This is a genomic window from Allobosea sp. TAF32, assembly GCF_052113585.1.
In the GTDB taxonomy this organism is placed as follows: Bacteria; Pseudomonadota; Alphaproteobacteria; order Rhizobiales; family Beijerinckiaceae; genus Allobosea.
Genome location: NZ_JBFRDM010000002.1, coordinates 429,884 through 455,935 on the forward strand (window position 1 = coordinate 429,884; position 26,052 = coordinate 455,935).

A 26,052-nucleotide genomic window follows, 5' to 3' on the forward strand; every position below is an offset into this window, starting at 1 on the left:
ATCTCGGTCAGAGGAGAGACTGGAACATGGGTCAGCCTGTCTTGAAGGACGCGATCGCGAGCGCGACGGTCGTCACGCTCCCGGGCAAACCGCCGGAGGTGGTGTCGCTGCCGGCCGGGCCGTCGAAGCCGTTCGCCGCCAAACTCGTTCCCTGGGCAAAGAGCGTTCTTGTCAACTTGATCCCGCCGCTGATCACGGTCGCGCTCATCCTCCTGTTCTGGCAGCTCGCCGCGCATGGGCCGCAATCCTCGCTGCCGACGCCAACCAAGATCTGGGCCGAGGCGAAGGACCTGATCGTCGAGCCGTTCTACTGGGCTGGGACGCAGGATATCGGGCTGGGCTGGCGCATTCTCGTCTCGCTGCAACGCGTCGCCATCGGCTTCAGCCTCGCGGCGATCGTCGGCGTGCTGCTCGGCGCGCTGGTCGGCCAGTCGGTCTGGGCGATGCGCGGGCTCGACCCGGTCTTCCAGGTGCTGCGCACGGTGCCGCCGCTGGCCTGGCTGCCGCTGTCGCTCGCCGCCTTCCGCGACAGCCAGCCCTCGGCGATCTTCGTGATCTTCATCACCGCGATCTGGCCGGTGATCATCAACACGGCGGTCGGTATCCGCAACATCCCGCAGGACTACCGCAACGTCGCGAAGGTGCTCCGGCTGAACCAGATCGAGTTCTTCTTCAAGATCATGGTGCCTTCGGCTGCGCCCTACATCTTCACCGGGCTTCGGATCGGCGTCGGCCTGTCCTGGCTCGCTATCGTGGCGGCGGAGATGCTGACGGGCGGCGTCGGCATCGGCTTCTTCATCTGGGATGCGTGGAACTCCTCGCGGCTCTCCGACATCATCGTGGCGCTGGTCTATATCGGCGTGGTCGGCTTCCTGCTCGACCGCCTCGTCGCTCTCATCGGCCATGTCGTCACCCGCGGCACCGCGACGAACTGAGGAGCGGAACGATGAGCTATCTCAAGATCGACCACGTCGACAAAAGCTTCCAGCGCGGCGCCGCCACCACGGAAGTGCTCAAGGAGATCAACCTCGTCATCGACAAGGGCGAGTTCGTCTCGATCATCGGCCATTCCGGCTGCGGCAAGTCGACCCTGCTCAACATCGTCGCCGGTCTCACGCCGACAACGACCGGCGGCATCCTTCTGGAAGGCAAGGAGGTCAACGCGCCGGGGCCGGACCGGGCCGTGGTCTTCCAGAACCATTCGCTGCTGCCCTGGCTCACCGTCTACGACAATGTCGCGCTCGCCGTGAACAAGGTCTTCGGCGGCTCGAAAAGCCGGGCCGAGCGGCATGGCTGGATCATGCACAATCTCGACTTGGTCCAGATGGCCCATGCCAGGGACAAGCGGCCGGCCGAGATCTCCGGCGGCATGAAGCAGCGCGTCGGCATCGCGCGCGGGCTCTCGATGGAGCCGAAGATCCTGCTGCTCGATGAGCCCTTTGGCGCGCTCGATGCGCTGACCCGCGCCCACCTGCAGGACTCGGTGATGCAGATCCACGCCGCGCTCGGCAACACCATGATCATGATCACCCATGACGTCGACGAAGCCGTGCTGCTCTCGGACCGGATCGTGATGATGACAAACGGCCCCTCCGCCCGCATCGGCGAGGTGCTGGATGTGCGCCTCGCCCGCCCGCGCAAGCGGCTCGAACTGGTCTCGGACCGCACCTACATCGCCGCCCGCGAGGCGGTGCTGAAGTTCCTCTACGAGCGCCACCGCTTCGTCGAGGCGGCGTGAGGTGTCATCCCGCGCGCGCTGCGGCACGAAAGTGCTGCTGCGCAGATGCGGGATCGCAAGACGAGAAGGCGCCGACAACGGCGCTTCATCCTGAGGACGGTCCCGGATCGCCGCTTCGCGTCGTCCGGGATGACCGAGGATCACCATGAGCGACGATTTCACTCCCGAGCAGAAGCGCTATCTCGAAGGCTTCACCAGCGGCATGCAGTCGGCGCGTACGGCGCGCGGTCTCGCTCCGCTGGGCGGGGCGGGCGGCGCTTCGGCCAAGCCAAGCGGCCCCGACAAGGAACATGCCGAGGCGCAGGCGCGGACGGTCGCCGCCGGCGGCAAGCTGGTCGATCAGGAGAAGTGGAAGGCCGCCGAGCACCCCTTCGACGCTTATGCCCGCTTCAAGGAACAGGCCGGTGCCGGCGTCTATCCGAAGCCGGAGGACAATTTCCGCTGGCGCTATCACGGTCTGTTCTACGTCGCGCCCGCGCAGAACAGCTATATGTGCCGGCTGCGCATTCCCAACGGCATCCTTAAGGCCTGGCAGTTCGCGGGCGTCGCTGATCTCGCAGAGATGCTGGGCGGCGGGTATTCGCATGTGACGACACGCGCCAATCTCCAGGTGCGGGAGATTTCTGCCGAGGATGGAGCATCGTTTCTCGAAGGCCTTACCGATCTCGGCCTCACCGCCAAGGGCTCGGGCGCCGACAACATCCGCAACGTCACGGGCTCGGCGACCGCCGGCATCGATCCGCTCGAACTCCTCGACACGCGGCCGCATGCCCGGGCCTGGCACCATCACATCCTGAACGACCGCTCACTCTACGGGCTACCGCGCAAGTTCAACGTCGCCTTCGACGGCGCGGGCTCGATCGCGACGCTGGAGGACACCAACGACATCGGCTTCCAGGCCATCGAGGTCGGGGAGGGCGCCATCTTCGAGGGGCAGCCGATCGCGCCCGGCATCTGGTATCGCCTCGCGCTCGGCGGCATCACCGGGCACAAGGACCTCGCCCGCGACACCGGCGTGATCGTCGCTCCGTCCGACGCGATTGCTGTCGCGGATGCGATCGTGCGGGTCTTCATCGCCAACGGCAACCGCACCGACCGCAACAAGTCGCGGCTCAAATACGTGCTCGACGCCTGGGGCTTCGACACCTTCCTCGCCGCCGTCGAGGAGAAGCTCGGCCGCCGGCTGATCCGGCTCGACAGCGCCTACGTCAAGCCGCGCCCGGTCTATGACCGGCTCGCCCATATCGGCGTCCACGCCCAGACCCAGCCCGGCCTCAACTGGATCGGCGTGGCACTCCCGGTCGGCAAGCTTACGGTGCAGCAGATGCGCGTCATCGCGACGATCGCGCAAGACTGCGGCGACGGCGATATCCGCCTCACCGTCTGGCAGAATCTGCTGATTTCCGGCGTGCCCGACGCGAAGGTCGAGGATGTGCTCGCCAATCTTCAGGCCATCGGCCTCTCCGCCGAAACCTCGGTGCTGCGCGCCGGGCTGATCGCCTGCACCGGCGCGACCGGCTGCAAATTCGCCGGCGCCCACACCAAAGAGGATGCGCTCGCCATCGCCGCCCATTGCGAGCCGCGGATCACGCTCGACCAGCCCGTCAACATCCACCTGACCGGCTGCCATAATTCCTGCGCCCAGCATTATATCGGCGATCTCGGGCTGATCGGCGCCAAGGTTCCGGTCAGTGACGAGGGCGACACCGTGCCCGGTTACCATGTCTTCGTCGGCGGCGGCTTCGGCGTCGAGGGCGGGATGGGCCGGGAATTCCGCACCAATGTGAAGGCGGAGGATGCACCGGCTGTCGTCGAGGCGATCCTGCGCAGCTGGCAGACGCATCGCGCCGCGCCGGAGGAGAGCTTCGTCGCCTTCGCCCGCCGCCATGACATCGCAGCCCTGCAAGCCCTGGTCGAGCAGATCGGAGACGCGGCATGACCGCCCAGAGCCCGAACCCGATCGTCCAGGTCCTGCCGGAGACCGCGCCCTTCAGCGAGGAGCAGCGCTCCTGGCTGAACGGCTTCTTCGCCGGGCTGCTCTCGCTCGACAATGCCGGCGTGACCGCTTTGTCGCCGGCCGAGAACGCGGCCGTCATGGCCGAGGCCGAGGACGGGGCGCCCTGGCACGATCCCTCGCTGGAGATGGCCGAGCGCATGAATCTGGCCGCGGGCAAGCCGCTGCCGCGCCGGCTTTTCGCGGCGATGGCCCAGCAGGATTGCGGGCAATGCGGCTATATCTGCGAAACCTACTCCGCGGCCATCGCCTCGGGAGCCGAGGGACGGCTCAATCTCTGCGCCCCCGGCGGCAAAGAGACGCTCCGCCAGCTCAAGTCGTTGATAGAGGAGCGCGGCGCCGATACGCCGGCAATCCCGGCCGAGACCGCACCCTCTGCTGAGCTTGGGCCGAAGGGGCGCTGCCGCGAGGCCCCCGCGCTCGCGACCTTTCTCTCGCGCCGCAAGCTGAACGGTGAGGGCTCGGAGAAGGAGACCTGGCATGTCGAGTTCGACCTCTCCGAATGCGGTCTCGACTATGTCGTCGGCGACGCCTTCGGCATCGTCGCACAGAACGATGCCCGCCTCGTCGATGCGGTGATCGCTCTGCTCGGCGCCCGGCCCGATGCCGGAATCGGTGGCAAATCCTTGCGCACGAGGCTCCTGGAAGACTGCGCGCTCGGGCCGGCGCCGGACGCGCTGTTCCAGCTGATCTCGTACGTGACGGGCGGGGAAGCCCGTGCCAAGGCCCGGCGCCTTGCCGCCGGAGAAGATCCCGATGGCGACCTCGACCGGCTCGACGTGCTCGGGACGCTGCACAAATTCTCGCAGGCACACCTGTCGGCGGAGGCTTTCGTCGAGGCGCTAGACCCGCTGCAGCCTCGGCTCTACTCGATTTCCTCCTCGCATGTCGCGACGCCCGGCCGCATCACACTGACGGTCGATGCTGTCCGCTACAAGGTCGGCTCGCGCCCGCGCTGGGGGGTGGCCTCGACCTTCCTCGCTGAACGCGTCGCCCCCGGCGACAAGGTGCCGGTCTACGTCCAGCGTGCGCATGGCTTCGGCCTGCCGGTCGATCCGGCGACACCGGTCATCATGTGCGGACCCGGCACGGGCGTCGCGCCCTTCCGCGCCTTCCTGCACGACCGGCAGGCGACGAAGGCGGCGGGCCGCAACTGGCTGTTCTTCGGCCACCAGCGCCGCAGCTGCGATTTCTTCTACGAGGACGAGCTGCAGGCGATGAAGGATGCGGGGTTCCTAACCAATCTCACGCTCGCGTGGTCGCGCGACGGCGAAAAGGTCTATGTCCAGGACCGCATGCGCGAGCGCGGCGCCGAGCTCTGGGCCTGGCTCGAACAGGGCGCGCATTTCTACGTCTGCGGCGATGCCAAGCGCATGGCCAAGGATGTCGAGCGCGCTCTGGTCGATGTCGTCGCGGAGCATGGCGGCCGCTCCGGCGAGGAAGCAGTCGCCTATGTCGCGTTCCTGCGGAAGGCCGGGCGCTACCAAGCTGATGTCTATTAGAACGCCCGGCTCGCAAGCGGTCCGGAATCAGCTTCCTCTGCAATGTTGCGGCAAGCATCGGGGTCGATATCGGGCAAAGTTCAGCCCGACGCGAAGCCCATGCCGCAGCCGTCAGCGCCTCCAGCCACTGCCAAGCCCGATGCAGGCGCCTCGCTCATGCGCGGCCGCTAAGGACCCGGCATGCGCATTCTGCTGGTCGAAGACGAACCCGAGATGGCCAGTGCATTGCGCACGGCTCTCGGGCAACGCGACATGGTCGTCGATCATGTCACCACTCTGGCCGAAGGCGAGGAAGCGATCGCGGCCGGCGTTCACGGCGCGGTGCTGCTCGATCGCAATCTGCCGGATGGCGACGGGCTCGATCTTCTTCCCCGCATACGCGCCCGGAAACTCGCCGCTCCCGTCATCGTGCTGAGCGCGCGTGGCAACATCGAAGAGCGGGTCGAGGGGCTCGACACGGGCGCCGACGACTATCTGGCCAAGCCTTTCGTGATCGACGAACTTCTCGCCCGCTTACGCGCCGTACTGCGCCGATCGGCAGAGGTGGCGCCGGACCTCCTGCGCATCGGCGTTTTCGAATTCGACTGGCGAAATCGCAGCGCAAGCGTGGATGGGCAGGTCCTCGATCTGCCGCGGCGCGAGTTGTTGGTGCTGGAGAGCCTGCTGCGCCGTCACGGCCGCACCGTCCAGCGCACGACATTGGAAGAAGCAGTCTACGGCTTCGATGACGAAATCCAGTCGAACGCCCTCGATATGCATGTCTCTCGTCTGCGCCGGAGGCTGAGCAATGCGGGGGCGGAGCTCGAAATTCACGGGATCCGGGGTATCGGCTATCTGCTGAAGCGGGTGGCATGACCTTCCAGGCACCGCGCGCCCATTCGCTGAAGTGGCGGCTGGTGCGCCGGCTGCTCGCGCTGCAAGCTGGTCTGCTTTCGCTGCTGATGGTGTCGATCATCGCCGCGCTCTATCTCGGCGGCCATCTCCTCAACTTCGAATCCGAAGACATTACGATCGACGCGCTGAAGGACGCAGTGTTGCGCGACACCAATGGCAGCCTGGCGATCCGCGAGACGCCGGAGCTGATCAAGCTGCGCGCCGAGGTGCCCGACCTCTGGTACATCGTGCGAGACCGGCAGGGGCGCCAGCTTGTCGAGGGATCTCCGCCGTCTCATTTCGCGCACATCGGCGATGCGCTGGATGAGATCGGCGTTGCCCGCCTGGGTTGGAACCTGGGGGACCCGCCGCGCGCGAACGCCCAGATGCGCTGGATCAGGAGCGCAGCTGGCGACATCCAGGTCGTGACCGGTCCCGGAGGCGAGGCGCCGCTCCGCTGGCTGATCCAGGGCACTCTCGTCGTCTTCGCGAGCTTCGTGTTGCCCGCGCTGGTCGTCATGGCCCTGGCGACCCTGATCGCGACGCCCATTGTGGTCAGTCGGGCACTAGGCGGGCTTGGAACCGTTGCTGCGGAGGCGGAGCGGATCGACATTGACCGCCAAGGCACCCGCCTGCCGACGGTGCTGACRCCAACCGAAGTCACGCCGCTCGTCGATGCGGTCAATCGCGCCCTGCAACGACTGGACGAGGGGCATTCCCGGCGAAAGCGCTTCCTCGCCCACGCAGCTCACGAGTTGCGGACGCCGATCGCGATCCTGCAGACCCGGCTCGAGACCTTGCCGGGTTCCGCGGAACGCATCCGGCTGCTTGAGGATATTGCCCGCCTCGCCGTGATGGCCGAGCAGTTGCTCGATCTGCAGCGTTTGGAACGTGCTCCCGACGCCTTCGTCAGGCTCGACCTCGTCGCGATCGGCCGACGCGTCGCCATCGATCTCGCGCCGCTTGCCATCAACGCCGGCTACGCGCTCGCCTTCGATGCCGACGCCGAGCGGGTTGAGGTCATCGGAGACGCTGCGGGGCTCGAACGGGCGCTGGTCAATCTGGTGCAGAATGCCATCCAGCATGGCGGCCGGCGCGGCACGATCACCATCGCGGTAGGGGCCGAGCGCATCATCGATGTGATCGATGAAGGTCCGGGGATCGCAGCCGAACAGCGCGAGCGGGTCTTCGAGCCCTTCTCCCGCCTCGCCCATCAGGACCGGGGCGCGGGTCTCGGACTGCACCTCGTGCAGGGAATTATCCAGTTGCACGGCGGCGTAATCGCAATTCTGGATCGATCGCGCGGAACCTGTTTCCGCCTGAGCCTGCCGATGCCGACCTGAACACCTCAGGCTCAGCGCGGGCATAATGCTGAGATAATCGAGCAAGGCGAGATCTCCCGCAGCCCGGGCGTCTCGACAAGAGAAGACGGCGGGCGATGGAGATTGCGCCCGCATGGTTCTCAAGCCGCCAAGCCAGCCGACTGCCGGCTGCTGGAAGAAGGCATTCAAGGTTTTGGGAGCAGTGGCGCTGTCGGTCGACCTGACGGCTTGCGCAAGCCCCTCCAATCCTCCCTCGAACGTGCCCTTGACGGACATCACGGCGTCAATAGGCGCGCGCTCATCGACCGTGCGTCCGCGAAAAACTGCCGTCGTGCTGGCTCTGTCAGGCGGAGGGGCCCGTTCTGCCGCTTTCGGATACGGCGTTCTGTCGGCGCTCGCCGAGCAACAGGACCCCGAGGAAACCGGCCGGACCCTCGCCGACGATATTGCAGTGGTGGCCGGCGTTTCGGGCGGCGGCATGCTGGCGGCCTATCTCGCCTTGCACGGCCCGTCGGGCATACCGGCCTTCAAGCACGATTTCCTCGACCGGGATCCAGAAGCGTCGCTGCGGACCGCCATCACGCCGGACAATCTGCTGCGCGGCTATCGCGGCGGCATCAATGACCTCACCGGCTTGGCGGCTTGGCTCGATGCCCATCTCTACCATGGCGCAACGCTCGGCGACCTCGAACGCACGGGAGGGCCGCGCCTCCTGCTGCACGCGACGGACCTCTATAACCGCGCACCCTTCTCCTTCGATCGCGCGAGCTTCCGCACGATCTGCAGCGACTACAACAGCTTCCCGCTATCTCATGCCGTCGCGGCATCGTCAGCCGTGCCGGTCTTGTTTGCGCCAATCGTCCTGGAAAACTTCAACCCGGCCTGTCCGCTTGTTCCGGGCGTCCCTGCGACGCCGGCAGCAAGTTCCGCGGTCGTGTCCCATCTTCAGGAAACGCAAGCGCGTTACGCGACGGCTCCTGACCTGCGCTACCTCAAGCTGCTCGATGGCGGGCTCGTCGACAATCTGGCCACCCAAAACCTCATGAAGTCGATGCGCGGACCGGCGCCGTCGCCGCTCCCGGAGGCGACCGCGCGGGAGGTGAGGCGCATCGTCGTGATCGTAGCCGACGCCTCGCTGCGCGTCGGCGGCGACATGTCGACGACAACGGACGGCCCGGGAGCGCTGGACGCCATCACGGCCTCGATCGACGCGATGATCGACGTTTCAAGCCGGGCCAGTCTCGACAGGCTGCAGGAAGAGACCGGGCGCTGGCGGCAACGCCTGATCCGCTGGCGTTGCGATGCCGTGCGAACACAGGATTGCGACAAGCTCGAGGTCAGGCTCGTAAGGCTGTCCCTGGCCGATATACGCGCGCCCGAGGCGAGAGCCCGCATTCTCCGGCTCCGCTACAAGCTTTCGCTCAAGGCCGACGAGGTCGATTTCCTCTCCGGCCTCGGGCGCGACCTTCTCGCTGCCGGTCTCCGGCACGATCGGATCATCGCCACGCGGTGATCCCGATTGCGGAGCCCTATATCGCTGACCGCGCGGAGGGCGTTTGCGGGACCGCGTGACCGATCCCCGCTATGCGTCTAGCGGGAAGATCGGGCGGCGCGCGCGGCGATAGGGCAGTTTGGTGAGATCGGGCGTGCAGAGCGCGCCACTGTCGCAGACGATGACCTTGCCAGCGATCGGCTCGAAGGCGGCACGGAAATGCTGCATCGACTTCAGCGCCACCACGCGCTTGGCAGCGGGATCGATCCCGAAAGCGCGGAATTGCTGGAGATCGTTCATCTGCGCGCGGATCGTCGTGACGAGGATCTCGACGTCGCCGACGTGCAGGACCGCGCAGGGGCCCCAGCTCGCATGCAGCCCGCCCATCATCGGCCCGTCGCCGACATAATCGCCGTCGCTCAGGCTGAGGAGCGTGCCGGTGAGCGCAAGCGGCCCCCCGCCAATCTCAGGGTCGACCTTGCCGCCGAGCCGGATGGATACTGTCGAGCCCGGTTTGGCCCGGTGCAATTCGGCCGCAGCCTCCGGATCGACGATCGGTCCGAAGCAGGCATCTTTCAGATCGGCCGCGATCATGCCTTTCAGCAGTCCGGTCGCGTCGCCATAGCCGCCGCCACCGGGATTGTCGGCATAATCGGCGATGATGAGCGGGCCGGAAGTCGCGACATAGCCGGCCGCCTCGGCAACCGCCTCCTCGACCGTAAGGAATGGCGTGACCTTGTCGTGGCGGCGCTGCCACATATCCTCGACGAGCGCTTCGGCAAAGGCACTGTGGCGCTCGTGATCGCCCTGGCAGGTGACGAGGACGGTCGGGCCGACCTCGGCGATATCGGCGTTGCCGAAGCCGCCATTGACGCTGACCGCGAAGACATCGGCCTCCTCCTCATAGGCCTTGGCCTTGGCGATGCGCTCGACCATGGGGCCGATATCGGTGCGCCCGCCATTGACCTCCTCCAGCATCGGCCGCTCGGCGCGCAGCGTCACCGGCCTGATTTCCCCGGCCATCGTCCGCTGCATGATGCCGGCCGCCAGCCGCCCGGTCTCGCGGACATCGACATGCGGATAGGTCTTGTAGGAGACGACGATATCAGCCAGCTCCGTCATTTTCCGGGTGACGTTGGCATGAGGGTCGAGCGTGATGCCGATCGGCACGTCGCGTCCGAGCACGGCGCGCAGGCGCTCCAGCAGTTCGCCTTCGCCATCCTCGCAGAAACCCGTGACCATCGCGCCGTGCAGGCCGAGCAGCACACCATCGATCGCCCCGCGATGCGCCTTCGCCGCATCGACGATGACGCCGGCGATGTGATCGAAGGCCTCGCGCGTCACCGGGCCGGAGGGCTGCGCGGCGGCGCTGATCGCATGGACCACCTGCCAACCGGCCGGGCGGCCGATATCGAGGAAGCCGGCGATCGGCGTATTGGCCTCGCCGCGCTCGGCGATGGCAGCCTCGCCCAGGCTGATGCCGCGGTCCTCGAAGGCGGACAGGTCGGCCGGGCAACGGCTGAAAGTGTTGCTCTCATGCGAGAACTCGGCGGTCAGCACGGTGAAGGTCATGGCGTTCCTCGCGGTTTTTTCTGCTTCTCGGTGGTGGCAGGCGTCAGCCGTCGCGCAGCGGCCGGCGGATATCGAGCGCCTCGATCAGCGCGTCGCCGAACAGGTTGATGGCGATCACGGTCGTGGCGATCACGAGGCCGGGAAAGATGATGATCCAGGGCGCGATGAAGATCTGGGCGGTGCCGGAACTCATCATCGCACCCCAGCTTGGCACCGGCGGCTGGGCTCCCAGCCCGAAGAAGCCGAGCGTCGCCTCGAGCACGATGGCATCCCCCGTCGCCAGCATGCCCGCGACGATGACCGGCGTCATCGCGTTCGGCAGCAGATGCAGGAAGAGCACGCGGGCGGGGCTGGCACCGGCCGTCACGGCGGCATCGACGAAGAGCTCTCCTCTCAGCGCCATGACCTGCGCTCGCGTCAGCCGGGTGAACTGGGCGAGATAGGCGATGGCGATGGCGATCGCCGTCGAATGCAGGCCCGGCCCGAGGATGGCGATCAGGATCAGCGCCAGCAGGATCTCCGGAAAGGACCAGGTCAGGTCGACCACGACCGTGACGGCCCGGTCGAACATGCCGCCGAAATAGCCGGCAGCGGCGCCAAGCGTCGCCCCCGCGATCACCGAAAGGGCGATGGAAAGCACGCTGACGCTGAGCGAGGTGCGGGCGCCCTGGATGATGCGCGAGAGCAGGTCGCGCCCGAACTCGTCGGTGCCGAGCCAATGCGCAGCCGAGGGGGGCGTGTTGGCGAGGCTGAGCTTCTGCGCGGCATAATCATAGGGCGCGATCCAGGGTGCGAAGATGGCGCAGAGCACGAGCGCGATCAGGAACAGGGCGCAGAGGGCGCCGCGCGGCGAGCGCGCGAGCCGGGACACGAGGGACGAACGGCTCATCGGGCACCCATCGCTTCGCGCAGGCGCGGGTCGAGCGCCGCCTGGGCGAGGTCGCCGAGCAGCGTGCCGAGCATCACCGCAATGGCGAGCATCAGGAGGCAGCCCTGCACCAGCGGATAATCGCGCTGCCCGAGCCCCGTGATCAGCAGGGAGCCGAGGCCCGGACGGGCGAAGACATATTCCACCGTGACGGCGCCGCCGAGGATCCAGCCGATGCGCAGGCCGAGAATGGTCATCACCGGCAGCATCGCCTGCTGGAGCACGTGCCGGAGCTGGATGCGCCAGAACGGCAGCCCCTTCGCCTTGAGCACGCGCACGAAGTCCCGGCCGGATATCTCGACCATCGCAGCGCGGGTGACGCGGGCGATCAGCGCCGTGCCGCCAATGCCGATGGTCAGAGCCGGCAGCACCAGCGCATCCCAGCTCCGGGCGCCCGAGACCGGGAACCACTCGAATTGCACCGCGAACATCAGGATCATCAGCAGCGCCAGCCAGAAGCTCGGCAGCGTCGAGCCAAGCAGGATGAAGCCCATCACGGCCCGGTCGAACAGGCTGTCGCGGAAGGAGGCGGCCAGCACGCCCGCGGTGATACCGACGGTGGTGGAGAACAGGAGCGCCGTGCCGCCGAGCGCGAGGCTGTGCGGCATGTTCTCGGCGATCAGCTGCGCGACCGGCTGACGCATCACGATGGCGTCGCCGAGATCGCCGGTCACGACCTTGGCGAGCCAGCGCCCGTACTGGACGAGCAGCGGCTGGTCGAGGCCGTAGCGGGCGATCATCTGCGCTCGCTGCTCGGGCGACGAGCCGACCTGGATCAGATGCTCCAGCGGGTCGCCCGGCACGAGATGGATGATCATGAAGATCACCAGCGAGACGGCGAGGAACACCGGCACAAGCATGGCGAGCCGCCGGATCGCGAAACGCAGCAAGGGTCTCTCCCGTGTGCGGCCGTGGCCTGGAGCATCGGACCGAAAAGTGGGATCCACTTTTCGGAAGAATCCGATGCGGCAACAAAGAAATTGGTCGCCGTTATCGCGTCCTGTCGGACGCGGCGATCAAGGCTCAGTTCGCCGGGGCGATGTCGAGCATGGTCGGCCCGTAGAGCCCGGTGCCGCGGATCTTCCCGGGCATCGCGATGCGCTTGCCATAGGCGAGGCTCTGCGCCGGCTGGTAGATCGGCACGAACGCGTACTGCGACAGTACGTACTCATGATACTTGGTGAAGTTCGCGACGCGCTCGTCCCAGGTCTTCGACTTGTTCATGGCGATGTCGTTCAGCCGCTCCGCCTCGGGATCGTTGAACATCGAGACATTGGGGTAGCCGGCGCGCTTCGCAGCGAAGAACCAGTCGACGATATCGGCATTGGTCCACTGATAAGAGCGGATCGCCAGCTGGTGCTCGGTCTTCTTGCGATACTGCGCGTTGATCGAGCCGGCATCGATGATGCTGATATCGGCCTGCACGCCGACAGCCTTGAGCTGGGCCTGGACGATCTCGACGAGGCGCTTGAACTCGGTGCCGTTCTGGGTCCAGAGCTTCACCTCGAGGCGCTTCCCGTCCTTGACGCGGATGCCGTCGGGGCCGGCCTTCCAGCCGGCGTCGTCGAACAGCTTCTTCGAACGCTCGGGATCGAAGGAGATCTTGAACTTCGGATCGACCTGCGACTCCTTCAGCGAAGAAATCAGGAAGGTGTCCGCAGCCGCACCGTTGCCGCCATAGAGGCTGGTCAGGATCTCCTTCTGGTTGACGGCGAAGGCGGTGGCTTCACGCACCTTGATGTCGGTGAACGGCTCGACGCTGGTGTTGATCGGCATATAGACCAGCTCGTTGCCGGGAATGGTGACGAGCTTCACCGCCTTGTCGGCCTGGATGCGCGGCAGGAAGTCGGTCGGGACATTGACGAGCAGGTCGGCGCCGCCGGTCTTCAGTTCGAGATAGGCGGTCGATTCCTCGGCGATCTCGCGGAAGGTCAGCTTCTTGAACTTGGCCGGCCCCTTATTAGCCGACAAATCCGACGCCCAGGCATAGTCGTCGTTGCGAACCAGCACGGTCTGCTGGCCCACGGTGAACTGCTGCATCTTGTAGGGGCCGGTGCCGACGGCCTCCGTCACGCCGAACTTGTCGCCGAGGGCCTGATAGGCCTTGGGCTCGGGAATGCACATGAAGGAGCTGGCGAGGTTGAACAGCAGGTTCGGGTCGGGATGCTTCATGTGGAAGCGCACCGTCAGATCGTCGACGACCTCGACACGGTCGACCGCCTCGACGGTGAAGGCGTTTTCTGTGCCCTTGAACTGCGGCACCCACCATTCGATCGTCCTGGCGTTGAACGGCTCGCCATTGTGGAACTTCACGCCGGGCTTCAGCTTGAAGGTCCACTGCATGCCGTCGGGGCTCGCTTCCCACGACGCAGCAAGCTGTCCATGGAAACTCTGATCGGCATCCTGCACGACCAGCCGGTCGAAGATCAGCGTGGTGGCGGTGTTGAGCTTGGTCGCCTTAACCGGATTGTAGGTCGGCGCGCCGACGAGGCGCGCGGTCATCACGAACGTCGCCTCCTGCGCCGGCGCGGCGGTCGCGGCGAGGGAGACGAGGCCCAACGCCAGAAGGCTCCCTTTGATCATCGTCTTCATCCCGTTTCCCCTTATGTTTCGAGATGTTGCGAAAGGCTTGGATGGTTCAGCCGAGAGGACCTGAGCTGTCGCCGACATGGCCGGTGAAGCGGCCATAGAGTTCGGCCATCCGGTTCAGCCGCTGCTCGACCTGCGGGCCGAGCTCGACGAAGACCGCGTTGATCAGCAGATTGCTCAGGCTCGCCATATGAGCGGTCGAGTCCCAGAACAGGTTGAACTCGGTCGAGACGACCAGCATCTCGTCGACGAGGCCGCGGCCCCAGTCGCAGAAGGAATCGGTGACGAGGGTGGTCGGAATGCCGGCTGCCTTCGCTTCCTGCGCCAGCACCTTGGCCATGCGCGAATAGCGCCGCGCCTCGAAGATCACGAGATGGCGCCCGGCCTCGCCCGAGAGCAGGAGGTCAGAGAAATTGCCGGCCGCGAGGTCGACGAGATGCACACCGTCACGCAGATACTGGAGCTGGTTGGCGAGGTATTGCGCGAGGCCGCGCTCGGTCTGGAAGCCGGTGACGTAGACGGAGGATGCCGTCGCCAGGCGGCGGGCAACCCGCTTCCACTCTTCGCTCTGGGCGAGTTCGTAGAGCCTGACGAGACCGGCGATCTCGAGCTGGAGGCTGCGCGCGAGCTGGTCGTCGCCGGCGAGGCTGCGCTGCTGGAAATCGCGCAGCCGGTCGCTGATCAGCCAGGGCCGGTCCCCGATCTCCTCGGCGAGGCTGCCCTTGAGGTCCTTGAGGCTCTTGTACCCCAGCGTCCGGCAGAAGCGCCCGACCGTCGGCTCGCTGAGAGAAACCTTCTCCGCCAGGCTGGCCGCCGTCTCGAAGGGCAGGCTCGGCAGCTGCGCCAGCATGTAGCTCGCCAGCGCCTTGTCGGCCTTGGAGCCGTTGGCGAGGCAAGCCTGCAATCTCTGGCGAAGGGTTTGAGACATCGAAACTCCCGGCGATGCCTCATCAAGAAATTTTTCTTTCACGTCGTCAAATGATTTTTATTTTCTTGCAAACCCTCTCCGTTTGAGGCTCGTCTTGCCGGTGCCCGCTTCGGGCGGATGGAGACGGGCATTCCCGCGCGATGAGCACTGCCATGCGACATGCCGATGTGATCGTGCTCGGCGCCGGAATCGTCGGTGTCAGCGTTGCGCTGCATCTGCAGGAACGCGGCCGCAGGGTCTTGCTGGTCGACCGCGGCGAGCCCGGCGCCGAGACGAGCCACGGCAATGCGGGGCTGATCGAACGATCCTCGGTGGTCCCCTATGCCTTTCCCCGCGACTTCGCGACGCTTGCCGCTTTCGCGTCGAACCGCTCGATCGCGGTGCGCTACCGCCCGGCCACGCTGCTGCGGATGGCGCCGTGGCTCGCTCGCTATTGGCGGAATTCCGCGCCCGCGCGCCTGGACAAGCTGGGCCGCGCAATCCTGCCGCTGATCGAGCGCTGCATCGAGGAACACAACCATTGGACGAAGGCGGCCGGAACCGAAGCGCTGATGCGAAGCGGCGGCTGGATCGAGCTCTATCGCGACCGGCGCGGGTTCGAGCAAGCGACGAGGGCGGCTTCGGATCTCCAATCCTACGGCCTTGCCTACGACGTGCTCGATGACCAGAACCTGCACCACCGCGAGCCCGGACTGCTGCCGGACGCGATAACCGGTGCCATTCACTGGCGCGACCCTGCGACGGTGACCGACCCCGGAGCGGTCACGCGCGCTTACGCAGCGCTCTTCGCGGCCCGTGGCGGCATCGTGGCAAAGGCCGACGCGCAGGGCTTGAGGCAAGAGCATCCGGGCTGGCGTCTACCAACCGAAGCAGGCGAATGGCAGGCATCCGAGGTCGTCGCCGCTTTGGGGCCCTGGTCGAAGGAGCTTTACGGGCGCTTCGGCTATCGCTTCCCGCTGGGATTCAAGCGCGGCTATCACATGCACTACGAGATTGCGTCCCAACTGGCTCCGCGCCACCCGCTCTGCGATGCTCGGGCCGGCTTCGTGCTGACGCAGATGCAGCGCGGCGTCAGGCTTACGACGGGGATCGAGCTGGCCGGGCGCGACCAGCCCTCCGACACCTGGCAACTCGACCGCGCCGAAGAGATCGCGCGAGGCATCATGCCATTGGGGCGGCGTCTGGATGCCGAGCCGTGGCGCGGTGCACGTCCCTGCCTGCCCGACATGCTCCCCGTAATCGGCCGTGCACCCCGGCATCCCGGCCTCTGGTTCGCATTCGGCCACGCCCATCACGGCTTCACGCTTGGCCCCGCGACAGGGCGGCTGCTGGCGGAGGCCATGACCGGCGCTCCGACCTTCTGCGACATGGCGCCTTTCGCGGCCGAGCGTTTCCTGGCGAAATAGCTCGGTTCAGGCGGGTCATGACCCAGCCTTCTCACTCTATGACGGGCGCACCCTCCACGAGCTGCAGGAACACGGCGGCGCAGGCGAGGTAAAAAATCCCGACATAGATCACGGATGCCCCTCCGAGCTATTATTGTCTATCGAACCCGAATCCGTCCGGTCAGACTGCCATATCGGGGCAAAAATCGAATAAAATTCTCAAGCCTATCCCCATTGATCGATGATGCGGCGCATCATGAGCCCCCTGCCGGAGGCAAGGCCGGCAGGAGACCGGGCTGTCGCGAATTTCGCCGAAGCCTCCTCAGGCCACCCCACCGATCGCCGCGCCGACGATGCGCCGCGCATCCTCCTGGATGGCCGCCAGATGCGCCTCGTCGCGGAAGCTTTCGGCGTAGATCTTGTAGACCTCCTCGGTGCCGGAGGGGCGAGCGGCAAACCACCCGTCCGCGGCGGTTACCTTCACGCCACCAATCGCAGCGCCGTTGCCCGGCGCCTCGTTGAGAATGGCGGTGATGGGCTGACCCGCGAGTTCCTTGGTCGTGATCTGCTCGGCGGACAGGGTCTTGAGGATCGCCTTCTGTGCCGATGTCGCGGGGGCATCAACCCGCGCATAGCGGGGGTTGCCCAGCTCGGCCGTCAGCTTTCCGTAGAAGACGCTGGGGTCAGCGCCGGTCTTCGCGGTGATCTCGGCCGCGAGCAGGCCCAGGATGATTCCGTCCTTGTCCGTCGTCCAGACCGTGCCGTCCCGGCGCAGGAAGGAGGCGCCGGCGCTCTCCTCGCCGGCAAAGCCGAACGCGCCCGAGATCAGGCCGTCGACGAACCATTTGAAGCCGACCGGCACCTCGACGAGGCCGCGCCCGAGCTTGGCCGCGACGCGATCGATGATCGCGCTCGACACCACGGTCTTGCCGATAGCGGCATCGCGGCTCCAGCCCGGCCGGTTGGCGAAGAGATAGGCACTCGCCGTCGCCAGATAATGGTTGGGATTCATCAGCCCGCCGCTGCGGGTGACGATGCCATGCCGGTCGGCATCCGTATCATTGGCGAAAGCGACGTCGAACTTGTCGCGCATGCCGATCAGGCTCGCCATGGCATAGGGCGAGGAGCAATCCATGCGGATCTTGCCGTCCCAATCCGCGGTCATGAAGCCGAAGGTCGGATCGACCTCCGTGCTGACGATGGTCGCGTTCAAACCATAGCGGTCGATGATCGGCTGATAATAGTCGAGCCCGGCCCCGCCGAGCGGATCGATGCCGATGGAGACGCCGGCCCTGGCAATCGCCTCCATGTCGACGACATCGGCAAGATCGGCGACGTAGCCGCTGATGTAGTCGTGCCGGCGGACATGCTCGCTCTTCAGCGCCCGCTCATAGGGGATGCGGCTGATCCCGGCGAGCTTATCGGCGATGAGGGCGTTGGCCTTCTTCTCGATCCAGCCGGTGGCATCAGTGTCGGCCGGGCCGCCATGCGGCGGGTTGTACTTCAGGCCGCCATCCGCCGGAGGGTTGTGCGAGGGCGAAATGACCACGCCATCTGCTTTGCCGGAGGTGCGGCCACGATTGTAGGTCAGGATCGCGTGCGAGATCACCGGCGTCGGCGTAAAGCCGAGCTTGTCGTCGATCACCGTGGCCACGCCATTGGCAGCGAAGACCTCCAGCACCGTTTCGAAAGCGTTGCGCGAAAGCGCATGGCTATCAATGCCGAGGAAGAGCGGCCCGTCTATGCCCTGCGCCTGGCGATAGAGGCAGATCGCCTGGGCGATGGCGAGAATATGGGCCTCGTTGAACGACAGCGAGAAGGCCGAGCCACGATGGCCGGACGTGCCGAAAGCCACCTGCTGAGAGCGCTGCGACGGGTCTGGCTGCTCGAAATAGGCATTATTGAGAGCCGCCACATCGACGAGCATGCCCTGCTCCAGCCGCTTTCCCGCAAATGGACTGACATCATTGGACATGCTGAATCTCTGAAATCCGTTCGAGGGTCGTTGCGTCCGGCAGAAGAATCGCCAGACGCCAACCGGCGCCGGGAGAGACTCCCCAGGGTACATCGCAACCTAATGTCTCGGAATCATGATCGTCCAGCCGACAGCTGCACGGCCGCACGTCTCTTTGGACGCGAAGCGCGATCTAACCTGATGTTTAGGAACGGGATTTCTCCGAAAAGTGGATTCCACTTTTCGGTCCGGCGCCCTAAGCCGCGTTGATCGCCTTGGCGGGCGCGTCCGGCGGAAGGCCCCTCCCCACATCGACATAGGTGAAGCCCTTCGCGCGCAGTTGCTCCGGCCGGTAGATATTGCGCAAATCCAGGAGAACCGGAGCAGCCATCAAGCTTTTCACGCGGTCGAGGTCGAGCGCGCGGAAGATGTTCCACTCGGTCACAATGACGGCGGCATCCGCCTGGGCCACGCAATCATACGCATCCGCGCAGTAGGTCACGCCGGCAGGCAGCACCGCCTTGGCCTGCTCCATGCCTTCAGGATCGTAGGCGCGGATCGCGGCCCCGCCATCCTGCAGCGCCTGAACGATCGCCAGTGAGGGGGCATCGCGCATGTCATCGGTGTTGGGCTTGAAGGTCAGACCGAGCACCGCGACCGTCTTGCCGCGAACCGATCCGCCGCAGGCCGCCACCACCTTTCGGCCCATGGCGCGCTTGCGCTGATCGTTCACCGCCGCGACGGTCTCCACGATGCGCGCCGGCGTGCCATGATCCTGGGCCGTCTTGATCAGAGCCAGTGTATCCTTCGGGAAGCAGGATCCACCGTAGCCGGGGCCGGCGTGAAGGAATTTGTTGCCGATCCGATTGTCGAGCCCCATGCCGCGGGCCACGTCCTGCACGTTGGCGCCGACCTGTTCGCACAGATCCGCCATCTCGTTGATGAAGGTGATCTTGGTCGCCAGGAACGCGTTCGCCGCATATTTGGTCAGCTCGGCGGTGCGACGGCTCGTATTCAGGATGGGCGCGCTGTTGAGGTAGAGCGGGCGGTAGACATCGGCCATGATCGTGCGCGCCCGCTCCTCCTCGGCGCCGATCACGATGCGGTCCGGCCGCTTGAAATCCTCGATCGCCGCGCCCTCGCGCAGGAATTCGGGATTGGACACGACAGCAAACTCGGCGTCCGGACGCAACTCGCGGATGATCCGCTCGACCTCGTCGCCCGTTCCGACCGGGACCGTCGATTTCGTGACGATGACGGTGTAGCCGCTCAAAGCCTGCGCGATCTCGCGTGTCGCCGCATAGACATAGGAGAGGTCGGCGAAGCCGTCGCCGCGCCGGGACGGGGTGCCCACCGCGATGAAGACCGCATCGGCCTGCCCGACCGGACCTGCGAGATCGGTCGTGAAGGACAGCCGGCCAGCCGCGGCATTGCTGCGCACGAGATCGGTCAGACCCGGCTCGAAGATCGGGATCTCGCCCCGCTTCAACGCGACGATCTTGCTTTCCTGCTTGTCGACGCAGACGACATCATGGCCGAAATCCGCAAAGCACGCGCCCGACACCAGGCCGACATAGCCGGAACCGATCATAACGATCTTCATCATTCACTCCTCGGCAGCATCGACGCTCCGGCCCAGAAAGGCGCCGCCTTCCGAAACACGCACGCATCGGCTGTTCACATCTCGCCTGGCCGCCCCAGCCCGCAGGCCCTGGCGTATATATCCTCGATCCGCACGATATCATCCTCGCCGGTATAGCTGCCGACTTGGACTTCGATGAGCTCGAGGTCAATCTTTCCGGGATTGGCCAGCCGATGCGTGCAGCCGATCGGCAGATAGATCGATTCATTCTCGTGGATGTAGGTGACGCTTTCATCAAGGGTGACTTCCGCCGTTCCGCGGACCACGATCCAGTGCTCCGACCGATGGAAATGTTTCTGCAGGCTCAGCTTGCCGCCGGGTTTGACGTTGATGCGCTTGACCTGGAAGCGCGAGCCGATGTCGATCCGCTGATACCAGCCCCAGGGGCGGTACATGCGCAGATGCTCGCTCGCCTCGGGCCTCCGCTGTTCCTTGAGCTGCTCGACAAGCACCTTCACCTTGGCCGCCTCGGACCGCGGAGCGACCAGGACGGCATCCCGTGTCGCGATGACGATCATGTCGCGCAGGCCGATGCCGGTCACGAGCATGTCGTCGCTGCGCAGCAGGGAGCCTGAAGTGTCGATGGCAACGACCGGACCATGCATGACGTTACCGTCATCGCTCTTGATCCCCACCGCGTGGATCGAATCCCAGGCGCCGACATCGGACCAGTCGAACCCCGCAGCCAGGACACCCGCCTTCGTCGTCTTCTCCATGACGGCGTAGTCGATCGAGGTTTTCGTGATTTCCGTGAACGCCTGCGGATCAAGCCGGATGAAGTCGAGATCGGTCTTGGCGCTGCCCAAGGCGGCGCGCGCGCCGGCGAGAACCTCCGGCGCAAACCGCTCCAGCTCTTCGATCATGGTGGCGACCGAAAAAACGAAATTGCCGCTGTTCCAGAGGAAGCCCCGATCGAGATAATCCTGCGCCGTTGTCGCATTCGGCTTCTCGACGAAACGCGAAAGACGCTTCGCTTTCTCGGCACCGAGCACTTCGCCCGGTTCGATATAGCCGTACGCTGTCGAAGGCGCCGTCGGGACGATGCCCAGCGTCATGATCAGCCCGTCCGCCGCGAGCTCGGCAGCCGCCAGACAATCGCTCCGGAAAGCATCCGCGTCCATCACGACATGGTCGGCCGCGAGCGCGATGGCGACGGCGTCAGGCGACCGTCGCTGCGCGAAGAGGGCGCCGACCGCGACAGCCGCCGCGGAATCGCGCCGCTCCGGTTCAAGAATGATGTCGCCGGCGATGCCGAGCGCCTGCATCTGCTCGGCCGCGACGAAGCGGAACTCCTGGTTCGTGATCACGACCGGGCGCCCGAACGGCGCGCCCTGAACCCTGAGGAGCGTGGCCTGATACGTCGAGAGTCCGTGGCCCAGCAGATTGATGAACTGCTTCGGCATCGAGTCGCGCGAGACCGGCCAGAGTCGCGTTCCTGCCCCGCCGGCCATGATCAGAGGTGTGATGATCATTTGTCGATTTGGCTCCTCGGCGCAGCGAGTGAAAGTTGTCCTGAAACGAAATCACCCGAGATGCAATCGATCCGGTCGCATCCCGGCGGAGGTGCCCGTCGCGAACCAAGACGATCGCCGCTCGGCCGTGCTTTCGGCGATCGGCGTCCCCCTGCGCCGCCGCAAGCGCCCCCGAACAAGCATCGCCCCCGTCTGCACGTCAAAATCGTCGCGCAACGCTTGCGACGTTGAGGCGCATCGCGAATAACACGCCAGAGCCGCACGAACGAAGATGATCGCATGAAAGCCAATCTGCCGTTTGAACGTGTACTTTTGACGGGCGCTGCCGGCTTCGTCGGTTTTCACGTCGCGCAGGCTCTCCTGGATGCGGGTGTAGAGGTGTTCGGCATCGATAGCCTCACCCCCTACTACGATCCGGCACTGAAGCAAGCGCGGCTCGATCGCCTTCAGGCGCGCAACGGCTTCTCATTCGAGCAGAGCGACCTTGCCGACTATGACGGCTTCGAAGCGGCGTTCGCCGCATTCCGGCCGCAGGTCGTCATTCATCTCGGCGCTCAGGCCGGCGTGCGCTACTCGCTCGACAATCCCCGCGCCTATGCCAGCGCCAATCTCGACGGCTTCCTCTCCGTCCTCGAAGCCTGCCGCCGGCATCCGGTCGACCATCTCGTCTACGCTTCATCGAGTTCGGTCTACGGCGCCAATGCCAAGGTTCCGTTCAGCGAGCATGACCGCGCCGACCATCCGGTATCGCTCTATGCCGCGACCAAGCGGGCGAACGAATTGATGGCCCACGCCTATTCGCACCTCTACGCCATTCCGACGACCGGACTGCGCTTTTTTACGGTCTACGGCCCCTGGGGGCGTCCGGACATGGCGTATTTCAAATTCACCAAGGCTATCCTCGAGGGCCAGCCCATCGACGTCTACGCCGAGGCCGAGATGAGTCGCGACTTCACCTATGTCGACGATATCCGCGAGGCGATCGTGAAGCTCGCCGGCCTGCCGCCCACTGCCGACCCGAAATTCGATGCCTCCGATCCCGATCCCGCAACGGCGTCCGCGCCGTTCCGCCTCTACAATATCGGCAATCACACGCCGGTCCGGCTCGACCGCTTCATTGCGGTGATCGAGGAGGCCTGCGGACGCAAGGCCATCAAGAGGCACTTGCCATCGCAGCCCGGCGACGTGCCGGCGACTTACGCCGATGTCGGCGATCTGGCGGCTCGCACCGGCTTCAGCCCGGCAACACCGATCGAGCAAGGCATCGCGCGCTTCGTCGAATGGTATCGCTCCTTCTACAGCATTTGAGGGCGAAGCGAGCGTAGCAGGTTATCGAGTGACAGCGAGGGCAAGGGATGCATTGGGCTGACAGCCCGCCCCGGCTTTCGGCAGCGATCAAGGCGCCCATTTTTCGGTAAGCCTCACCCTCCTATGCTGCCCCCACATCCACGGCGCACGCGCGGTCCCGCATCCCGATGGATGGGATCGACCGCCTGCTAGGGCCTCATCGCGAAGAGTTCCTGGTGAAACCGCTCCGTCACCGGCAATCCAGCGGCGGCGAAATCCGCGCGCAGCGCCTCTCCGAAGTCCGAGGGGCCGCAGAACCACATGCTGGCGGCGCGCCATTCCGGCACGGCCGCGCGAATGCGATCCCCAGTCAGTCGGCCGTCCCGGCCGCTGACGAAGATATGCAGACGGATGTTCGCGGCCTCGGCATCCGCCTTGAGCTTGGAAAGCGCGGTCTCGTCGACATCCGTGGTCGGATGGAACAGGTCCACCTCCGGCGGCGGCTGGTCCGGACACGCCGACCGCCCCTGGGCCAGGTATTTCATCCTGGCGATGAACGGCGTGATGCCGATGCCCGCACCGATCCAGATCTGCCGCGGCTGGCTGTCGACGAAGTCGAAGCAGCCATAGGGCCCCTCGACCTTCACATTCTGGCCGACGCTCAGCTTCTCCCGCAGCCGGCTCGTGTGGTCTCCGAGCTCCTTGGCGATGAAGGTGATCCGGCGGTGATCGTCATGCCATGCCGAGGCGATGGTGTAGGGGTGCGCGCCTTCGCGAACATCCGACGTCGCGAAGGCGAACTGCCCGGGTTTATGGCCGGGCCAGCCTTCCGGCACATCGATCTCGACCTCGACGACGCGCACGCCGGGATAGTGCCGGAGCGAGGCGATCCTGCCCGCGACCTGCCGACCGGCGCCGACACGGCGCAGCAGAACGATGGTTGCCGCATAGGTGCCGGAGGCGAGGAGCAGCGCCATCACTACACCGAGCGGCGCCGCCCAGTAGTCGAAATCGGTCAGGACAACGGCGTGGAACGCCAGGACGAGGTATGCGGCCGCAAGCAGGCGATGGGTCTGGTAGAAGAAGCGGTAAGGGACGTGCCGGATGAGCGCTAGCGCGATCAGGAGAACCGCCGCATAGAACGCCCATTCGCCGAGCCACTCTGCCGAGCCGCGCAGGTTCGCGAAGGCCTGCTCGATCGGATTTTCCAGAGGCGGTCGCGCTCCCCGCGTCGGGCGCGCCAGCCAGCCCCATCCGACCGCCCATTTCGGCCCCCGGCTCCAGAGCCAGTGAATCACCGAGAGGATGAGCGCGGCGATGCCCAACCATTTGTGCAGGCGGTACATCTTGTCCAGCCCGCCGAGCCAGCGTTCCGGCCCGCGCGGCCGCAGCGCCAGGATCATCGCGACGCTCATCGCCGTCATGGCCAGGACGCCGCTGTACTGGACCATGGCGCCGCGCAGGGCGAAGAAATTGGCCGACTGGAACGCCGCCGGCTCGGCCGCCAGCCACAGAAGGCTCAACAGGGCTAACAGGCACCAGAATGCGTATTTGATGTTCCGCATCGCCGTCGAAATTCTCCATGGAGGATGAGAATTAAACGCTACGGGCTGTGAGGCGCGTCATTGATGGAGGTCAAGCCCGGCCGCAATCGAGCAGCCGCCGACCGCCATTTTGTGACCTTTCCAGGAGGCCGGCAGCACCCTGGTGCACGCTCGACCAGGGGCAAGGACATCAGAAGGTACGCCTGGCTGCCCGGATAGCCCGTGGCCACCGCCCGTACGACTTTCCTTCGCTCGTCGTTGGCGCTACGCACAATTCGAACTCCGGATGGCGCCCCGGTACCTCTGCGTCATTACCATCCTTTGAACAGCGTTCGACCTCGGGACGATCGGCCTCTCATGAGCAGCCTGAAATTCGGAACCTCCGGCCTGCGCGGTCTCGTCAGCGAACTCGTCGGCCTGCCGAGCTACAGCCATGTTCGCGCCTTCTGCTCGATGCTACGCGATGGCGATGCGCAAGCGCGAGAAGAAGTGCTGGTCGGCCGGGACTTGCGCTCGTCGAGCCCGCTCATCGCGGCCCAGGTTGCTCAGGCGATCCTCGATGCGGGTCTTACTCCGGTTGACTGCGGGGCCGTGCCGACGCCCGCACTTGCACTGGCCGCAATGACACGCGGCTGCGCGGCCATCATGGTGACGGGCAGTCACATTCCCGATGACCGCAACGGGCTGAAATTCTACCGGGCGCAGGGCGAGATCGACAAGACGGACGAGGCGAAGATCCTGGCCTGGCATGAGCAGTTGGGCCTGAGCGCGATGCCGGCAGCGCAGGCCAAGGCGGCTTCCTATGATGCGCTGACGGCTTACCAGGCCCGTTATGCGGATTTCTTCGGCAGCTCAGCGCTGGCGGGCCTGACCGTCGGGGTCTACCAGCATTCCTCCGTCGGCCGGGACGCGATCTGCGATGTCCTGGCCGCGCTCGGCGCGAAACCTCTGCCGCTGGGACGCAGCGACAGCTTCATCCCCGTCGATACCGAGGCCCTGCGCCCCGAGGACGAGGCCCTGGCACGGGAATGGGCCGCCGGGCAGCGGCTCGATACCATCGTCTCGACGGATGGCGATGCGGATCGTCCTCTCGTCGCCGATGAACGGGGAACCTTCCTGCGCGGCGACCTCGTCGGCGCCTTGACCGCCCAGTTTCTCAGCGCCGATGCGATCGTCACTCCCGTCACATCGAATTCCGCCCTCGACCGGCCGGGGCTGTTCGCGCGCGTGGTCCGCACGCGCGTCGGCTCGCCCTATGTCATCACCGGAATGGGACAGGCGGCAAGCGAGGGCGCCGCTGTCGTCGTCGGCTTCGAGGCCAATGGCGGCGTGCTGCTCGGCTCGGATGTCACCCGTGAAGGACGCATCCTGCCGGCCCTGCCGACACGCGATGCCATGCTCCCGATCCTGTCGACCCTGGCTCTGAAGGTGCGGCAGGGTAAGCGCCTGAGCGAAATCGCAACGGAGGCCGGTTTCGCGGTCGCCTTGTCGAACCGGCTCCAGGAGATCCCCCAGGATCGCACGGCTGCGCTGATCGCCCGTCTTGATGCCGACGATCCGGCGTTCCGCGACGACAGCTTCTCGGCCCATGGCGGGGTGGTCGCACGCGACCGTCGCGACGGGCTGCGGTTGACGCTGGCCGATGGCAGCACGGTGCATTTCCGGGCCTCGGGCAATGCCCCCGAGTTGCGCGTCTATGTGGAGGCTGCCACGCCCGCTCTCGCCGAAGCGCTGCTCGCCGAGAACCTCGCCTTCGCAGCGGCTCAGACCCGTTGACGTGCCGAGAAGCGGGCTGCGGCCTTCGCTGAAG

Annotated in this window: 20 protein-coding genes; 10 read left to right on the forward strand and 10 right to left on the reverse strand. The window is 65.8% G+C overall.

From position 1 onward, the window contains the following. Positions 1–26 precede the first annotated feature (26 nt). The 7 genes from ntrB to AB4Z16_RS06580 all read left to right on the forward strand — a co-directional run bounded on the left by ntrB (position 27) and on the right by AB4Z16_RS06580 (position 8,962). Positions 27–935: a nitrate ABC transporter permease gene (gene ntrB, locus AB4Z16_RS06550; protein WP_441510523.1), complete on the forward strand. Its 909-nt coding sequence runs from the start codon at positions 27–29 to the stop codon at positions 933–935. An 11-nt stretch (positions 936–946) separates the two neighbouring features. After that, positions 947–1,738, forward strand: a complete 792-nt coding sequence (locus AB4Z16_RS06555) for an ABC transporter ATP-binding protein (protein WP_441510524.1) — start codon at positions 947–949, stop codon at positions 1,736–1,738. 145 nt (positions 1,739–1,883) lie between these two features. Beyond that, positions 1,884–3,677 carry a NirA family protein gene (locus AB4Z16_RS06560; protein WP_441510525.1) on the forward strand — a complete coding sequence of 598 codons (1,794 nt, stop codon included), beginning with the start codon at positions 1,884–1,886 and terminating at the stop codon, positions 3,675–3,677. Next, on the forward strand, positions 3,674–5,254 hold the full coding sequence (locus AB4Z16_RS06565) for a sulfite reductase subunit alpha (protein ID WP_441510526.1): 1,581 nt from the start codon (positions 3,674–3,676) through the stop codon (positions 5,252–5,254). The genes AB4Z16_RS06560 and AB4Z16_RS06565 overlap by 4 nt, the downstream gene beginning before the upstream one ends. A 180-nt stretch (positions 5,255–5,434) precedes the next feature. Continuing rightward, positions 5,435–6,109, forward strand: a complete 675-nt coding sequence (locus AB4Z16_RS06570) for a response regulator transcription factor (RefSeq protein ID WP_441510527.1) — start codon at positions 5,435–5,437, stop codon at positions 6,107–6,109. Then, positions 6,106–7,470 (forward strand): sensor histidine kinase, encoded by a 1,365-nt coding sequence (locus tag AB4Z16_RS06575; protein WP_441510528.1) that lies wholly within the window; start codon positions 6,106–6,108, stop codon positions 7,468–7,470. Before AB4Z16_RS06570 ends, AB4Z16_RS06575 begins: the two co-directional genes overlap by 4 nt. 310 nt (positions 7,471–7,780) lie before the next feature. Then, complete coding sequence (locus AB4Z16_RS06580) at positions 7,781–8,962, forward strand: patatin-like phospholipase family protein (protein ID WP_441510529.1); 1,182 nt, start codon at positions 7,781–7,783, stop codon at positions 8,960–8,962. 69 nt (positions 8,963–9,031) lie between these two features. Here the strand turns inward: AB4Z16_RS06580 and AB4Z16_RS06585 are convergent, their stop codons facing one another. The 5 genes from AB4Z16_RS06585 to AB4Z16_RS06605 form a co-directional block, all read right to left on the reverse strand. Further along, complete coding sequence (locus tag AB4Z16_RS06585; RefSeq protein ID WP_441510530.1) at positions 9,032–10,513, reverse strand: M81 family metallopeptidase; 1,482 nt, start codon at positions 10,511–10,513, stop codon at positions 9,032–9,034. Positions 10,514–10,556: 43 nt separating this feature from the next. Further along, entirely contained in the window at positions 10,557–11,402 is an 846-nt protein-coding gene (locus tag AB4Z16_RS06590; RefSeq protein WP_441510531.1) for an ABC transporter permease, read from the reverse strand. After that, on the reverse strand, positions 11,399–12,331 hold the full coding sequence (locus tag AB4Z16_RS06595; protein ID WP_441510532.1) for an ABC transporter permease: 933 nt from the start codon (positions 12,329–12,331) through the stop codon (positions 11,399–11,401). Before AB4Z16_RS06595 ends, AB4Z16_RS06590 begins: the two co-directional genes overlap by 4 nt. 133 nt (positions 12,332–12,464) lie before the next feature. Continuing rightward, on the reverse strand, positions 12,465–14,024 hold the full coding sequence (locus AB4Z16_RS06600) for an ABC transporter substrate-binding protein (RefSeq protein WP_441510533.1): 1,560 nt from the start codon (positions 14,022–14,024) through the stop codon (positions 12,465–12,467). Positions 14,025–14,079: 55 nt separating this feature from the next. Beyond that, positions 14,080–14,958, reverse strand: a complete 879-nt coding sequence (locus tag AB4Z16_RS06605) for a MurR/RpiR family transcriptional regulator (RefSeq protein ID WP_441510534.1) — start codon at positions 14,956–14,958, stop codon at positions 14,080–14,082. A 152-nt stretch (positions 14,959–15,110) separates the two neighbouring features. Here AB4Z16_RS06605 and AB4Z16_RS06610 point away from each other — a divergent pair, with 152 nt between their 5' ends. Then, complete coding sequence (locus AB4Z16_RS06610; protein WP_441510535.1) at positions 15,111–16,364, forward strand: NAD(P)/FAD-dependent oxidoreductase; 1,254 nt, start codon at positions 15,111–15,113, stop codon at positions 16,362–16,364. A gap of 301 nt (positions 16,365–16,665) precedes the next feature. On the opposite strand, the gene pgm is transcribed toward AB4Z16_RS06610, so the two are convergent. From pgm to AB4Z16_RS06630, 4 genes are all read right to left on the reverse strand, one after another. Then, entirely contained in the window at positions 16,666–18,318 is a 1,653-nt protein-coding gene (gene pgm / locus AB4Z16_RS06615) for a phosphoglucomutase (alpha-D-glucose-1,6-bisphosphate-dependent) (RefSeq protein ID WP_441510536.1), read from the reverse strand. A 235-nt stretch (positions 18,319–18,553) separates the two neighbouring features. Beyond that, entirely contained in the window at positions 18,554–19,900 is a 1,347-nt protein-coding gene (locus tag AB4Z16_RS06620; RefSeq protein WP_441510716.1) for a UDP-glucose dehydrogenase family protein, read from the reverse strand. A 74-nt stretch (positions 19,901–19,974) separates the two neighbouring features. Next, on the reverse strand, positions 19,975–21,411 hold the full coding sequence (locus tag AB4Z16_RS06625; RefSeq protein WP_441510537.1) for a mannose-1-phosphate guanylyltransferase/mannose-6-phosphate isomerase: 1,437 nt from the start codon (positions 21,409–21,411) through the stop codon (positions 19,975–19,977). Between the two features lie 51 nt (positions 21,412–21,462). Further along, a complete protein-coding gene (locus AB4Z16_RS06630) occupies positions 21,463–21,756 on the reverse strand; it encodes a hypothetical protein (protein ID WP_441510724.1) in 294 nt (97 codons plus the stop codon). Between AB4Z16_RS06630 and AB4Z16_RS06635 the strand changes: the two genes are divergently transcribed. Continuing rightward, entirely contained in the window at positions 21,703–22,719 is a 1,017-nt protein-coding gene (locus AB4Z16_RS06635; protein ID WP_441510717.1) for an NAD-dependent epimerase, read from the forward strand. The two genes, AB4Z16_RS06630 and AB4Z16_RS06635, sit on opposite strands and share 54 nt — an antisense overlap. A gap of 188 nt (positions 22,720–22,907) precedes the next feature. On the opposite strand, the gene AB4Z16_RS06640 is transcribed toward AB4Z16_RS06635, so the two are convergent. Further along, entirely contained in the window at positions 22,908–24,263 is a 1,356-nt protein-coding gene (locus AB4Z16_RS06640; RefSeq protein WP_441510538.1) for a ferredoxin reductase family protein, read from the reverse strand. A 336-nt stretch (positions 24,264–24,599) separates the two neighbouring features. On the opposite strand from AB4Z16_RS06640, the gene AB4Z16_RS06645 reads away from it, so the two are divergent. Next, positions 24,600–26,018, forward strand: coding sequence for a phosphomannomutase (locus AB4Z16_RS06645; protein WP_441510539.1), 1,419 nt, complete (start codon positions 24,600–24,602; stop codon positions 26,016–26,018). Positions 26,019–26,052: the final 34 nt, after the last annotated feature.

Bases quoted from the DNA above. Each gene is read 5' to 3' on its own strand.
- ntrB (WP_441510523.1), top strand. From the start codon at position 27: ATGGGTCAGCCTGTCTTGAAGGACGCGATCGCGAGCGCGACGGTCGTC.
- AB4Z16_RS06555 (WP_441510524.1), top strand. From the start codon at position 947: ATGAGCTATCTCAAGATCGACCACGTCGACAAAAGCTTCCAGCGCGGC.
- AB4Z16_RS06560 (WP_441510525.1), top strand. From the start codon at position 1,884: ATGAGCGACGATTTCACTCCCGAGCAGAAGCGCTATCTCGAAGGCTTC.
- AB4Z16_RS06565 (WP_441510526.1), top strand. From the start codon at position 3,674: ATGACCGCCCAGAGCCCGAACCCGATCGTCCAGGTCCTGCCGGAGACC.
- AB4Z16_RS06570 (WP_441510527.1), top strand. From the start codon at position 5,435: ATGCGCATTCTGCTGGTCGAAGACGAACCCGAGATGGCCAGTGCATTG.
- AB4Z16_RS06585 (WP_441510530.1), bottom strand. From the start codon at position 10,513: ATGACCTTCACCGTGCTGACCGCCGAGTTCTCGCATGAGAGCAACACT.
- AB4Z16_RS06590 (WP_441510531.1), bottom strand. From the start codon at position 11,402: ATGAGCCGTTCGTCCCTCGTGTCCCGGCTCGCGCGCTCGCCGCGCGGC.
- AB4Z16_RS06600 (WP_441510533.1), bottom strand. From the start codon at position 14,024: ATGATCAAAGGGAGCCTTCTGGCGTTGGGCCTCGTCTCCCTCGCCGCG.
- AB4Z16_RS06605 (WP_441510534.1), bottom strand. From the start codon at position 14,958: ATGTCTCAAACCCTTCGCCAGAGATTGCAGGCTTGCCTCGCCAACGGC.
- AB4Z16_RS06610 (WP_441510535.1), top strand. From the start codon at position 15,111: ATGCGACATGCCGATGTGATCGTGCTCGGCGCCGGAATCGTCGGTGTC.
- pgm (WP_441510536.1), bottom strand. From the start codon at position 18,318: ATGTCCAATGATGTCAGTCCATTTGCGGGAAAGCGGCTGGAGCAGGGC.
- AB4Z16_RS06620 (WP_441510716.1), bottom strand. From the start codon at position 19,900: ATGAAGATCGTTATGATCGGTTCCGGCTATGTCGGCCTGGTGTCGGGC.
- AB4Z16_RS06625 (WP_441510537.1), bottom strand. From the start codon at position 21,411: ATGATCATCACACCTCTGATCATGGCCGGCGGGGCAGGAACGCGACTC.
- AB4Z16_RS06640 (WP_441510538.1), bottom strand. From the start codon at position 24,263: ATGCGGAACATCAAATACGCATTCTGGTGCCTGTTAGCCCTGTTGAGC.
- AB4Z16_RS06645 (WP_441510539.1), top strand. From the start codon at position 24,600: ATGAGCAGCCTGAAATTCGGAACCTCCGGCCTGCGCGGTCTCGTCAGC.